Below are 13,412 nucleotides of genomic sequence, written 5' to 3'. Positions count from 1 at the left end.
AGAAGGCTTTTTCATGCATTAACTAAGTTTGTTTAATGAATTTACAAACTTTAAGAATGATGCTATGATGGCTTCATAAGCAATTATTATTCCTTTATACGGAGGCTGAATTCATGAGCTACTTTGACAACATTCAACCGGTTACTTACGAGGGCCCGACATCCACGAACCCACTTTCCTTTAAATTTTACAACCCAGAGCAAGTCATTCTAGGCAAAACAATGCGTGAACATATGCGTTTCGCAGTCGCTTACTGGCACTCTTTCTCTGCTAATGGTTCTGACCCATTCGGAGCTGGTACTAACATCCGTTCTTGGGATAAGTACGACGGCTTAGAGCTGGCCAAAGCTCGCGTTGACGCTTGCTTCGAGCTTCTGAACATTCTAGGTGTCGACTACTTCGCTTTCCACGATCGCGATATCGCACCAGAAGGTAACACCCTGCAAGAAACGAATGCACACCTCGACGAAATCGTTGGTTTGATCAAAGATAAAATGGCTTCCACAGGCAAAAAGCTGCTTTGGAACACAGCCAACATGTTCACAAACCCGCGCTTCGTTCATGGGGCAGCTACTTCCAACAATGCAGAAGTTTTTGCATATGCAGCAGCACAAGTGAAAAAAGCTTTGGATCACGCCAAAGAGCTTGGCTCTGAAAACTACGTTTTCTGGGGCGGCCGTGAAGGTTACGAGACGCTTTTGAACACGGATCTTGGTCTTGAGCTCGACAACCTGGCTCGCTTCCTGCACATGGCTGTTGATTATGCCAAAGAAATCGGCTACACAGGTCAATTCTTGATCGAGCCTAAACCGAAAGAGCCTTCCAAGCACCAATATGATTTCGATGCAGCGACAACACTTTCATTCTTGCAAAAATACGACCTGCTTCCTTACTTCAAATTAAACCTTGAAGCAAACCATGCTACACTTGCTGGTCACACGTTTGAGCACGAGCTTCGTGTAGCTCGCGTTAACGGCATTCTTGGATCCATCGATGCGAACCAAGGCGACTTGCTGCTAGGCTGGGATACTGACGAGTTCCCAACTGATTTGTACTCGACAACGATGGCGATGTACGAAATCCTTCTGAACGAAGGCGGCATCGGCCGTGGCGGCGTGAACTTCGACGCGAAGGTTCGCCGTACTTCCTTCGAAGCTATCGACGTTGTGTATGCACACATCGCTGGTATGGACGCATTCGCTCGCGGTTTGCAAGTTGCAGCCAAATTGATCGAAGATAAAGTATTCGATAACATCCTTGATACACGCTACGGTTCCTTCAAGTCCGGCATCGGCGCAGACATCGTGTCTGGCAAAGCGGACTTCAAATCACTTGAAGCTTACGCGCTTGCCAACAACGGACCGATCGTGAACCAATCCGGCCGTTTGGAATTGATCAAAGCAACTGTGAATCAGTATTTGCTTAACGCTTAATACATGAAAAAAATCCCGCTTCAGCCTTGGCTGGGGTGGGATTTTTTGCTGACTCCAAAAGCCCTTGCTTCGCTCACGTAACTCGAAAAATTCGTGTTACAGACCCCAAAAGCCCTTGCCGCGCTCACGTAACTCGAAAAATTCGAGTTACAGATCCCAAAAGCCCCTGCCGCGCTCACGTAACTCGAAAAATTCGTGTTACAGACTCCAGAAACCCTTGCTTCGCTCACGTAACTCGAAAAATTCGTGTTACAGACTCCAAAAACCCTTGCTTCGCTCACGTAACTCGAAAAATTCGTGTTACAGACTCCAAAAGCCCTTGCGCGCTCACGTAACTCGAAAAATTCGAGTTACAGACTCCAAAAGCCCCTGCCGCGCTCACGTAACTCGAAAAATTCGAGTTACAGATCACAAAAGCCCTTTCTTCGCTCACGTAACTCGAAAAATTCGTGTTACAGCTCCCCAATTGCCTTGGCTTCGCTCTCGTAACTCGAAAAATTCGACTTACAGATCCCAAGAGCCCTTCCCGCGCTCACGTAACTCGAAAATTTCGAGTTACAAACTCCAAAAACCCTTGCTTCCCTCACGTAACTCGAAAAATTCGAGTTACAGATCCCAAACGCCCTCGCCTCACCCACGCAACTCGAAAAATTCGACTTACAGACTCAAATAGCCCTTGCTTCCCTCACGTAACTCGAAAAATTCGACTTACAGACTCCAAAAACCCTCGCCTCACCCACGCAACTCGAAAAATTCGAGTTCCAGACTCCAAAAAACCTTGCTTCCCTCACGCAACTCGAAAAATTCGAGTTCCAGACTCCTTCGACTTGGTTCCATGCAAAAATCCCGCTTCAGCCTTAGCTAAAGCGGGATTTTCTAGTCTTATCCTGTACCTTGGTGGCTAATCTTTTCACTCTCCATGGGTTCACCACAGCCGCATTTCGCGCCAAACGAGTTGCACCCGCCTAATAGCAATGCCACGAGTATGAAAAGCACCAGTGTCTTATACCGATTCCCTTTTTGCGACGACAACATCTCTTCAGCTCCTGCTCTTGGTTATTTCAGCGCCTCGCGAATAGCATCTTCGATCTGGTCCATCGGATCTGAAGCAGACTTCTTGTAGAGCCCGCTAGCGACAGCAGCCTCCACACTTACGGCCTTGTCATCCTCGACTAGCTTCTGCAGCAGCGTACGCGTGCTGCCCTTCAGCTTGGTCTGGATGGCGCGATACGCTACCGCGACCATCTCGTCGCGGCGAAACACCGCGCCAAGCGCAATCGACTGCGCCTCGCTCGCGCTGAGCAGTCCGCTTGCCGCCGCAAGCTCGCTGGCCGTCTGCGGCTCCGCCTCTGCGTAGCCTAGCGCGCGCAGCGTCAGCGCCAAGAACTGCTCGCCGGTGATGCTCGCATCCGGCGCAAACGACACGTTGGTGACACCGTGCACCAACGCTTTACTAAACGCGAAGCCTACGGCCTTCGCAGCCCAATGCGTCGCCGGCACATCCGTGAACGGCGAGTTCAGAGCATTCACGGCGGCCGTCTCCCAGCCGAACAGACGCAGCAGCATCGTGGCGCCCTGCGCCCGCGTCAGCGTCTGCTCCAGCTCGTAGCCGCGATCTGTGCCTTGAAATAGCTGCAGCTTGTTCAAGCTATCTGCTTCTGCCGTGTGCTTAACCCCTGCATCCGCAGCCCATGCTCCCGAAGTGAACAACACGGATACAAGCATCGCGCCAACCACGGTTAAAGCAATCTTTTTAATCATTTTCCTCATCGCTGCACCGCCTGATTCGCGCCCTTTTGGCGGAGCGTAGTGAGATCAATAACATACGAGGTTTCCGTTAACTTTTGAAAGAAAACATCCGTTGGACCGACCAAATCCCATTTGAAGCTAATGGTAAAATCCATCGGGTTGGCATAATCATCCCAGTTCCGAACCAGTCTAATCGTTTTCCAGCCATTGGAATAGTCCTTTACGACACTTTTATCGGTTAGCTTTTTACCTGTCACAAACTCCGTACTCTGCCCTCTTACTTGCTTGTTCGCATTGTAAATTGGGCCGCCCCCATTGGATAAACCGCGAACAGTGTGAACACCATCCGTAACACTAATGAACTCCTCTGTAAAAGAGTTACCTTGCATAGTCGTCAGTTTAACTACACCGTACAGCACTTGCAGCGGCTTAGCTGCGTTGCTATAAACCGCATCGTAGACAGACATGGAAACCGTAGGTTTTCCTGCCTTAGCTACAGGATTAGCGGTAAATTCGGCCGCATACTGCACGCTAATATCCTTCATTTCATAGGTGATACCACCGGGCTTCAAAACGTTTTGCTCCGCACCCCACACGGGAACGGTAAACCCCAGACAGCTTATCAATAGTAACAAAGAGATAACTTTACTTATTTTCCTAATCATACCAAAACCCCTCCCGTTTCATAGATTACTAGATGATGGGAAGGTTTGGCAATATTTATATGAAGTAATAGCTCACCAACTTGACTACTCTTCCACTTTCAATTCATTCAAATGAGAGGCTGAATGCCCATGTTGTGCAGGGTTCAACGCTTCGTCATCGTTGTTATCACGTACTGTTTTTTGCAGAACAAACGAGGACATGGTCAGGAACAAAGCGGTTACAGCGTAGTACCCTTTGACCGAAAGAATCTGATCGAGATTAATGATGCCGATGAACATGCCAAGCAAAGCTAAGGCGAACGAGCTCCACGCTAGGAAGGTAAAAGCCGATGTATTCCGCTTACGCGATTCGAACCCATCCTCCAAATTGTCACGAATAACCTTCTGGAGTACGAACGCCGACATCGTGAGAAACAGGGCACATACCGCAAAGTATCCCTTCACGCTTAGTGACTCTTCCAGTGTGTAGATCCCAATGAACATGGCCACGAAAGCCCCAATAAAAGACGCCCACGCCATAAAAGTAAAAGCTGTTGTATTCCGTTTCCGTTGATTCATCATCTTAATATCCCCCTATCGTTGCCTCGCAACGCTATGAATGACCTGCTCTTGTTACTGAGTATATGGGAATCACCGCGTTCTAAATAGTACTATTTTCCAATAGTACCTACTCCTAAGACTTCCTAACATAACTACCCTTAGCCTCCAACGTGGGCAGGGATGATTTGACAATTATTTTTCAGCACTTTATAGTACTGCTCATGACAAAAACAAAACGAATAACTAATCGAGACGTTGTGCTTCAGACCGCTACGAATCTCTTCCTCACCAACGGCTATTCGGCCACGAGTATGGATGAAATTGTGCTCGCCAGCACGGTGTCGAAGACGAATATTTATTATTATTTCAAAAGCAAGGAAGAACTCTTATCTGCGATATTGGATGAGCTTATCCAAACGTATACACAGCTGATGCAGGATATTGCAGCCCGTTCGGACTTATGTGTTCAGGAACGTTTCAATCTGTTCTATCAAAGCATAACAAGTACGGAAGCTAGCTCTTTAGCTGGCTGCCCTTTCCTCACATTGTATACTCAGATGCCACAGGAGGCGCTAGAACTCAGACGGAAGGTGGGGTTATTTTTTCAAGATCAGATCCACTTGGTTAATGAGCTGCTTCTCGAAGGGGTGGGTACAGGAGAATTCTCTCCTAATCTGCCTACAAAAGCTGTCGCTGGGCTCCTCATCTCTACACTCGAAGGCGCCTTATTTCTACAACATGCGAACCAGGATCCCGCATTGCTAGGTCAAACCCTTACTACTTTAGTTCATTTGCTAAAGTAGTTTTTTGCTGCAAGCCGCAGCGGTAGAGCTCGCCTATCTGTACATCTTCTCGTACAGATAGGCGAGCTCTTTATCTTTTTCCCCCAAGACATTCACCTATCGCCCACTGGCCGAATAACATATGAGAAAACCTTTACCGCGGCCATTCCAGAGAAGCGTAACCGCCATTCTCCCCCATTAAGTGACGATCATTCATGGGGACCTCGGTAGATGTTCGCTGTATGACCAATCAGAAAGCATTTTTCGGTAGCCCGCAACTTGCCCATTCTGAAGTGGAAAAAAAGTAGGCTCGGATACAGTCATTTCCGACTTCCCATCTCCTGAGCCTCCTACTTTGAGCGTCTCAGTTGTGCTTTTAGCGTTTTTCACTCCTGAGGCTGCCATATATGGAGGCTCAGTCATTTTTTTTAAGGAGGCACAACTTATGCAAATTCACGTTGTCCAGAAAGGACAAACGTTATATCGCATTTCCCAGACCTACGGCGTGTCGGTTGAGGAAGTCGCTGAGGCAAATGAACTAACCCCCAGTCAATCATTAGTCATCGGACAGGCATTAGTGATTCCGATTGTAGGCTCCTACTACTGGGTCCAACCAGGCGAAGGACTTTTTAGGATCGCGCAAAAGCTCGGCATTGATTTAGACACACTTGCATCTGTCAATGGACTTACCATATATCAAACATTACCCAGCGGTTTCCGCTTATATATCCCGCCAACCCCGCGTACGCAAGCGGAAGTGAACGCTTATATTGAACCTCGAGGCGCAGATGTTTCGCCAGTTCTGGTTCAAGCAGCACGTGAGGCTGCTCCGCACTTAACCTACCTAGCTCCCTTCAGTTTCCGCATTAAGCGCGATGGAACCTTAGTCCAGCCGCCGCTTGATCATCTGCAAGACATCACTAAGCAGCATGGTGTCACCCTCATGATGGTGGTCACGAACCTCGAGAATGACCAGTTCAGCGCAGAGCTGGGTCACATTATTTTGACCGACGAGGCCGTTCAAAATCGTCTTTTGCAGAACATCGAAACAACCGCGGAAAAACTCGGATTTAAAGATATCCATTTCGACATTGAACATCTTCACCCTACGGATCGAGAGGCGTACAACAAATTTCTACGAAAAGCAGTAGATCGCTTCCATCAGAAAGGCTATCTCGTGTCCACCGCGCTCGCTCCTAAAACAAGCGCAACACAAGCCGGGCAATGGTACGAAGCACATGATTACAAAGCGCATGGCCAAATCGTTGATTTCGTCATTATCATGACGTATGAATGGGGCTATAGCGGGGGGCCTCCGATGGCCGTTTCCCCAATTGGACCTGTTCGCAAAGTGTTGGAATACGCTCGCAGTGAAATGCCCTCGTCCAAAATTATGATGGGCCAAAACTTGTATGGATACGACTGGACACTGCCATTTGTCCAAGGAGGCGCCTATGCAAAAGCGATCTCTCCACAGGCAGCGATTGATCTGGCCCGCAAATATAACGCGCAAATTCTATATGATTACACCGCGCAAGCTCCTCATTTTAATTATTGGGATGATGCGGGTAAGGAACATACGGTTTGGTTTGAGGATGCTCGCTCCATTCAGGCCAAATTTCGTTTGATTCAAGAACTCGGACTTCGTGGGATTAGTTATTGGAAGCTTGGACTTAAGTTCCCGCAGAACTGGTTGTTGCTTGACGATAACTTTAAAATTGTAAAACGCAGTTGACGAGATGAACATCTGGTTATGAGGAAATATCTGTAAGAAGGGTCCGTGAAGCGGATTCTTTTTTCGTTTCAAGACGGGGAGACGGCATGCCAGCTCGTTTCGTATAAAATTGACAAAACAGACGCGGCAAGCTCCTATTTTCAACCAACGTTCAAATCGCATTTACTTCCCGTTTACAATCCCCCAATTGTGTGTCTATTGTGTGACAAACATTCACTTTAACCTGCCAAAAACCGATATAACTAGCATACATTTCGACATCTTTCGATTCATACTTGCAGCAAAATGGAGGGAATTAAAGCATGAAGTTTCGTCACAGTAAATGGTTGTCGCTCGTTATTGTTTTCGTCCTGGCAAGTCAAGCTATCTTTGCAGGAATGGCTTTCGCCGCGACTGACATTTCAAAGTTGGTTCTGAACAAAAATGAGCTTAACCTGCAGGTTGGCGATACAGCTAATCTGACAGCAACGGCTGTTTTCACAAGTGGTTCCACAGAGAACGCAACGGTCAAAACCGATTGGAACTCTGGCACAACCGAAGTAGCAACTGTCTACGCGGGTGTCGTGACCGCCAAAAAAGAAGGTAATGCCGTCATTACAGCCACCTATCTTGGTGAGACTGTCATCGTTAACGTAACGGTTACCAAAAAAGTCAAATCCTTAACCACCGATAAGCAAAGCCTTGATCTTCGTCTCAATGGAACGAGCCAAGTGGTGATTACGGCATATTATTACGACGGCACTTTTGCAGATGTAACAAGCAAAGCAGACTACACAGTCGCATCTAGCTCCATCGCTACAGTGACGAATGGATTAGTTAAAGGACAAAATCCGGGAAGCACGACCATCACGGTATCTCATATGAATCAATCGATCGTTTTGGATGTCGATGTCGAGGTTGTTCGTCGTCTTGATCCAGAAGTGCCTAGCGTCTCTTTGCTTCTGAAAGGAACTACCGATCTTAAACTAACGGCAACTTACCCAGATGGGACCAAAGTTGATACTGTCGCGGATAAAGCAGTGTGGACATCAGATAAACCCGAAATTGCAGATGCGATTAAAGGGAAAATTACCGGCTACAGTGTAGGTAAAGCGACTTTAACGGCAACCTATGGTACCAAATCAACGACAATTACGGTTGATGTAGACAGTACGGTGAAACTTGAGTTAGATAAACAAAGTATTTTGTTAAAGAAAAATGGAACAGGCACGTTAACGCTTAACGCAACCTATCCAACAAGCACAACACCTACAGATATTTCAGATCGTGCAGAATGGACTTCCAGCGATGAGAGCATCGTTTCTGTAACCAAAGGCAAGCTCATTGGTAACGCTATTGGCGAAGCAACGGTCTCTGCGAAGTATGGGGACAAAACAGTCACAGCGAAGGTTGACGTTGAGGTTCCACGTCGTTTGGTTGTGAGCAGCGAGCTCGTTATTTTGAAAGCGACAGAAACTCAGCAGCTTGAGCTATTTGCTACTTATGCTGATGCTTCCACAGATAACTTAGTCAAAGACAGAGCTGTATGGACCTCAGATAATGAAAAAGTGGCTACGGTAATTAAGGGAAATGTGACAACATACAAATCCGGTGTAGCTAACATAACGGCAACCTATGGCGGTAAAACAACAACAACCCGCGTCGAAGTCGACGTCCCAATCAACATCATACCAACGCAAAAAGTAGTGAATATGCAAGTCGGTGATTCCGCTCCAGTCACAATTTCTGCCTATTTCAAAGGCCGTACCGTTGATGATTTGGATGAAGAGGTCATCTGGACATCAAGCAATAAAGATATTGTTGAAGTGCGTGACGGTGTCATTACCGGTATTGCTACTGGTGCTGCTACAGTGACTGCCGAATACGGCACACGTAAAGCAACTATACAGGTTTCGGTAGGCGAGTTGAAAACTCTTACGATCAGCCAGGAAAAATTAATTATGAAAAAAGGTGAAACGGCAACCCTTACTGCAGAAGCGGTGTATACCGACGATGATAAGAAACCTGTAACCGCAGATGTCATTTGGACAAGCAGTAATCCTAAAGCGGCTACTGTTGACAAAGGTGTCGTAAAAGCCATCGCTTCAGGTGAAACTACGATTACCGCTCAATTGGACAACAAAACAGTTACAATTCCAGTAAAAGTGGATATGGCAAGTGAGTTAAAAGCCAACGTCGCTAGCTTAGTTTTTGATTTAAATGAAACAAGACTAATCCGAATTACAGCAACAGATGATAACGATGCAGACATTCCAGTTACAGAAGGTATTGAGTGGAAGTCCAGCAATACCAGTATTGCTACGGTTTCAAAAGGTTTAGTTACTCCCGTTGCCCGCGGTAAAGCAACCATTACAGCAACTTATGGCGGAAAATCTGTCTCTGTTCCTGTAGAAATCGGTTTAATCGATGGTTTAACAATAGATAAATCCTATTTTGTAACTAAAAGTGGTCTTCAAACGCAACTGAAATTAACAGCAACTTTGTCCGACGGTACTACGAAAGACGTCACAGAAAACGCAACTTGGAAAGTCGCTTCTTATAAGCTAGGTACTGTTGAGAAAGGTCTTTTCACAGCGACAGCTTCAGGAAAAACTACCATTACTGGATCCTTCGGTGGCAAAACGGTCTCCGTTCCTGTCGAGATTGATACTTTGAAATATTTGAAAACCAATGTCGTTAAGCTTACGCTGAAGGAAGGCGAAACGGCTAAAGTAGAAGCAATAGCTACCTATACGGATGGATCTGAGGATGATGTCACCAGACCAGCATTATGGACAACATCCAACATCATGAACGCAGACGTTAAGGACGGCGTTATCAAAGCAACTGGAAAAGGAACTGCACGTATTACCATTACTTATGGCAATATGAGAACTACAGTTCAAGTAACTGTCACGAAATAAATTTAGTCTAGAACCGTTGTCTTCCTAGTTAGTTAGGGGACGGCGGTTCTTTTTTGTTCTGTCGACGCGGCTATCGCCTCCACTATCCCACTGATCTTCATGCATAACTTCTCGCTCACAGGGGAATATATGCTTACCTACACCGAATGACCCCTATCTACTTACTACCTGGAGGTATGGATAATGGTTACCCGATCTTTCAAATTAGTTTCTATTTCATTCCTTACCTTCTCTCTTCTGCTTGGGGCACATCAATATCGGCTGCATGCCCACGATCATAGTGGACATACGTCACAGACCGAAAACCTGCAGAGCTTGAAGAATGGTTCTCCTACGATGTATCAAACCAACCCCTTTGGTATGCCCGGGGCAGATACCCGTTTACTCCCTGCAACCAACCTGAACGGTCATGCTGCTGCGTATGGGATTACACCGCCAACAGCCTTGAACGTTTCTACGCTTAAAGCTCAGTCCGTCGCAGCTGCGCCGCCCAAAGATAAAACTAGGCACTGGTACAGCTACATCGGTTTGTTAGGATTACTTGGTCTGCTTGGACTCGGGTCCCGCTCCAATTCTTCGTATACAAAGTAGTTTTGGGGCAATGAAGCGATTCAGGTCGAGGAGTCCGCGTCAGTATTTAGGCTTCGAGAACAATGAGGAGACGCGGACGTGACTGTGTCTAAAAAGTCTACTCCATTTCACATTTTTTGTGTGAAAGGTGGGTAGGCTTTCGTTTTGTTAAGGGAAGTAGTCGATAAAATCGACTTACGGAGCTCGAATGGCCGCGCATAGCTTCCGTAACTCGAAATATTCGACTTACGGAGCTGGAATGGCCGCGCTGTGCTTACGTAACTCGAAATATTCGACTTACGGAGCTCGAATGGCCGCGCATAGCTTCCGTAACTCGAAATATTCGACTTACGGAGCCTGAATGGCCGCGCTGTGCTTACGTAACTCGAAATATTCGACTTACGGAGCCTGAATGGCCGTGCTGTGCTCACGTAACTCGAAATATTCTACTTACAGAGCCTGAATGGCCGCGCTGTGCTTCCGTAACTCGAAATATTCGACTTACAGAGCCCGAATGGCCGCGCTTAGCTTACGTAACTCGAAATATTCGACTTACGGAGCTGGAATGGCCGCGCATAGCTTCCCTAACTCGAAATATTCGACTTACGGAGCTCGAATGGCCGCGCTTAGCTTCCGTAACTCGAAATATTCGACTTACGGACTACCTAAACCCTTGCTGCTAGTTCTTAACCAAGCGTTCAGCACACCACCAGAACATTTGTCCATCGAATAGACATTTGTTTTATAGTGAGTTAAAATAAAGGGAGTACGACGAAGGAGGGGAGCTTTGCATGGATCGTGAACAGCAAATCCTAGCGCTTATCCGTCAAAATCCATTCATTTCGCAGAATGAAATGGCCGGTCTCATCGGTATTTCTCGATCTGCTGTAGCTGGTTATATTGCGTCACTGACCAAAAAGGGAACGATTCGTGGCAGAGCCTATGTCACTTCCGATGAGCATACGGTATTCTGCATCGGCGGAGCGAATCTCGACAGTAAAGCCCTCAGCAAGCATGCCATCCGACTAGCCACCTCCAATCCGGTTACGGTCACGGAGTCATGTGGCGGCGTTGCTCGCAACATCGCTGAAGCTTTAGCTGGACTAGCCTGTCCAACATCCCTCCTCACCGTGGTGGGGGACGATAAAGCAGGCCAATGGGTACTAGAAGAAACAAGACGCCGAGGCGTCGACGTCAGCCAAGCCATCGTACTCAATGGCGAGAATACGGGATCTTATACTGCGCTCCTCGACACGTCAGGCGAGATGTTTCTCGCTTTTGCCAATATGGACATTTATGATAAATTCTCACCAGCGATGCTGAGGGATAAATGGTCTCATATTGCCTCTGCCAAGCTCGTAATCGCAGATACGAACCTGCCGAGCGATACTTTGGAGGAGCTGATCCGCCGCTGTCAGGAGGAGAACATCCCTCTCTTCATTGATCCGGTTTCCTCGGAGAAATCAAAAAAGCTTCCCACTGATTTAACAGGGGTAACGGCTATTTTCCCAAATTTAGAGGAAGCCGTTCAATTAGCTCACACACCGCTAACCATGAACCAAGATGTCATTGATATGTTCTATGTAGAGCCTGACCATTCCAAAATTGCCGGAATTATTCGCGAGCGTGGTGTGAAGCATGTTTTCATTACACTCGGGAGCCAAGGGGTGCTCTATGTAGGTGAAGAAGGCGAGCAATTCTTCCCGTCCATTCCTACTCAGGTAATCGAAGTAACGGGTGCTGGAGATGCGTTCCTAGCCGGAATCGTCTATGGTGTTACCCATGACCACACTTATCTCACATCCTGTGAATACGGCCTTGCGGCTGCGCATATTACGCTACAAACCAGTGAATCGACGTCCAGTGATCTGAACGAGGAACGCTTACACCTTACGATAAACAACATGACTAAAGGAGACTAAACCCATGTTATCTACCTCATTAACTTTTACAGAAGAAGTGAAAGATGCACTAGCCCATAACAAACCAATCGTAGCTCTTGAAACGACGATTATTTCTCACGGTATGCCTTACCCGCAAAATATTGAAATGGCGAAAAAAGTTGAGCAAATTATCCGCGATAACGGCGCTGTTCCGGCAACGATCGGGATCATGGATGGCAAAATCAAGATCGGTCTAAACGAACAGGAACTCGAAGCATTCGCGACGAATGGCCATGTTGAAAAAGTAAGCCGCCGCGATTTCGCTTATATCCTCTCCTCCGGCAAAATCGGCGCCACCACCGTTTCCGCGACGATGATCGGTGCTGCCTTGGCTGGCATCGAGGTATTCGCTACCGGCGGAATCGGCGGCGTACACCGCGAAGGTGAAAGCTCGATGGACGTCTCCGCTGACTTGACAGAGCTTGCCCAAACGAACGTCGCCGTCGTCTGTGCCGGCGTGAAATCGATCCTCGATATTGGCCGTACGCTCGAGTATTTGGAAACCCACGGCGTGCCCGTGGTTGGTTACCAAACGAGCGAGTTCCCGTCCTTCTACGCCCGCGAGAGCGGCTACGGCGTAGACTTCCGCCTCGATGAGGCGGCTGACGTGGCTGCTATGCTCCGCACGAAGTGGGAGCTATGCCTACGCGGCGGCGCCGTCATCGCTAACCCGGTCCCAGCAGAATCCGCTATGGACCATGTCGAGATCGAGGCCGTCATCCAGCAGGCGCTGAATGAGGCCAAAGAGCAAAACGTGACCGGCAAAAAGGTCACGCCTTTCTTGCTAGCGCGGATTAAGCAGCTGACGGAGGGGCGCAGCCTGGAGACGAACATCGCTCTCGTTTACCACAACGCGCAAACCGCCGCAAGGATTGCGGTTGCGCTGAAGAACTAACCCCAAATAACAAAGGAGCTATGGGATTATCCCTTAGCTCCTTTGTTATTTGTATTCACGCTGTTCGTACCCGCGATAGTTCGATTCTGCTCTTCTGTCAAGAAAGTGGACGTCACTAAGTTAAGCCACCTGCTGGTAGTATAGCTGCTCAAATTGAGCGGGAGATATGTAACCAATTGTGCTATTCGACCTTGTTC

General features: G+C 47.6%; 11 protein-coding genes and 1 pseudogene. 7 read left to right on the top strand and 5 right to left on the bottom strand.

The features are described 5' to 3' along the window. Window positions 1–113: 113 nt before the first annotated feature. The gene (gene xylA / locus AC58QT_RS33105) at window positions 114–1,433 is read left to right on the top strand and encodes a xylose isomerase (protein ID WP_497412704.1); all 1,320 of its coding nucleotides are present in this window, start codon (window positions 114–116) and stop codon (window positions 1,431–1,433) included. 882 nt (window positions 1,434–2,315) lie between these two features. On the opposite strand, the gene AC58QT_RS33100 is transcribed toward xylA, so the two are convergent. From AC58QT_RS33100 to AC58QT_RS33080, 5 genes and pseudogenes are all read right to left on the bottom strand, one after another. Continuing rightward, the gene (locus tag AC58QT_RS33100) at window positions 2,316–2,468 is read right to left on the bottom strand and encodes a hypothetical protein (RefSeq protein ID WP_497412703.1); all 153 of its coding nucleotides are present in this window, start codon (window positions 2,466–2,468) and stop codon (window positions 2,316–2,318) included. A 21-nt stretch (window positions 2,469–2,489) separates the two neighbouring features. Further along, window positions 2,490–3,203: an S-layer homology domain-containing protein gene (locus AC58QT_RS33095; protein ID WP_497412702.1), complete on the bottom strand. Its 714-nt coding sequence runs from the start codon at window positions 3,201–3,203 to the stop codon at window positions 2,490–2,492. After that, window positions 3,200–3,847 (bottom strand): hypothetical protein, encoded by a 648-nt coding sequence (locus tag AC58QT_RS33090; protein ID WP_497412701.1) that lies wholly within the window; start codon window positions 3,845–3,847, stop codon window positions 3,200–3,202. The genes AC58QT_RS33095 and AC58QT_RS33090 overlap by 4 nt, the downstream gene beginning before the upstream one ends. An 84-nt stretch (window positions 3,848–3,931) precedes the next feature. Further along, complete coding sequence (locus AC58QT_RS33085) at window positions 3,932–4,252, bottom strand: YiaA/YiaB family inner membrane protein (protein ID WP_497287737.1); 321 nt, start codon at window positions 4,250–4,252, stop codon at window positions 3,932–3,934. Further along, window positions 4,229–4,366, bottom strand: a pseudogene (locus AC58QT_RS33080) (YiaA/YiaB family inner membrane protein); the annotation flags it as partial. The pseudogene AC58QT_RS33080 and the gene AC58QT_RS33085, both read right to left, overlap by 24 nt. 206 nt (window positions 4,367–4,572) lie before the next feature. On the opposite strand from AC58QT_RS33080, the gene AC58QT_RS33075 reads away from it, so the two are divergent. From AC58QT_RS33075 to AC58QT_RS33050, 6 genes are all read left to right on the top strand, one after another. Further along, window positions 4,573–5,190, top strand: coding sequence for a TetR/AcrR family transcriptional regulator (locus AC58QT_RS33075; protein ID WP_497412700.1), 618 nt, complete (start codon window positions 4,573–4,575; stop codon window positions 5,188–5,190). A gap of 424 nt (window positions 5,191–5,614) precedes the next feature. Further along, window positions 5,615–6,904: a glycosyl hydrolase family 18 protein gene (locus AC58QT_RS33070; protein WP_497412699.1), complete on the top strand. Its 1,290-nt coding sequence runs from the start codon at window positions 5,615–5,617 to the stop codon at window positions 6,902–6,904. 302 nt (window positions 6,905–7,206) lie between these two features. Beyond that, the gene (locus tag AC58QT_RS33065; RefSeq protein ID WP_497412698.1) at window positions 7,207–9,807 is read left to right on the top strand and encodes an Ig-like domain-containing protein; all 2,601 of its coding nucleotides are present in this window, start codon (window positions 7,207–7,209) and stop codon (window positions 9,805–9,807) included. A gap of 183 nt (window positions 9,808–9,990) precedes the next feature. Continuing rightward, window positions 9,991–10,398, top strand: a complete 408-nt coding sequence (locus AC58QT_RS33060; RefSeq protein ID WP_310501698.1) for a hypothetical protein — start codon at window positions 9,991–9,993, stop codon at window positions 10,396–10,398. Window positions 10,399–11,168: 770 nt separating this feature from the next. Next, complete coding sequence (locus tag AC58QT_RS33055) at window positions 11,169–12,299, top strand: carbohydrate kinase (protein WP_497412697.1); 1,131 nt, start codon at window positions 11,169–11,171, stop codon at window positions 12,297–12,299. A 4-nt stretch (window positions 12,300–12,303) separates the two neighbouring features. Beyond that, a complete protein-coding gene (locus AC58QT_RS33050) occupies window positions 12,304–13,215 on the top strand; it encodes a pseudouridine-5'-phosphate glycosidase (protein WP_497412696.1) in 912 nt (303 codons plus the stop codon). Window positions 13,216–13,412: the final 197 nt, after the last annotated feature.

It is taken from the genome of Paenibacillus sp. J31R109, assembly GCF_059692055.1.
The sequence above is the reverse complement of the archived record's forward strand: the minus strand, read 5'-3'. Positions and strand labels throughout refer to the sequence as shown.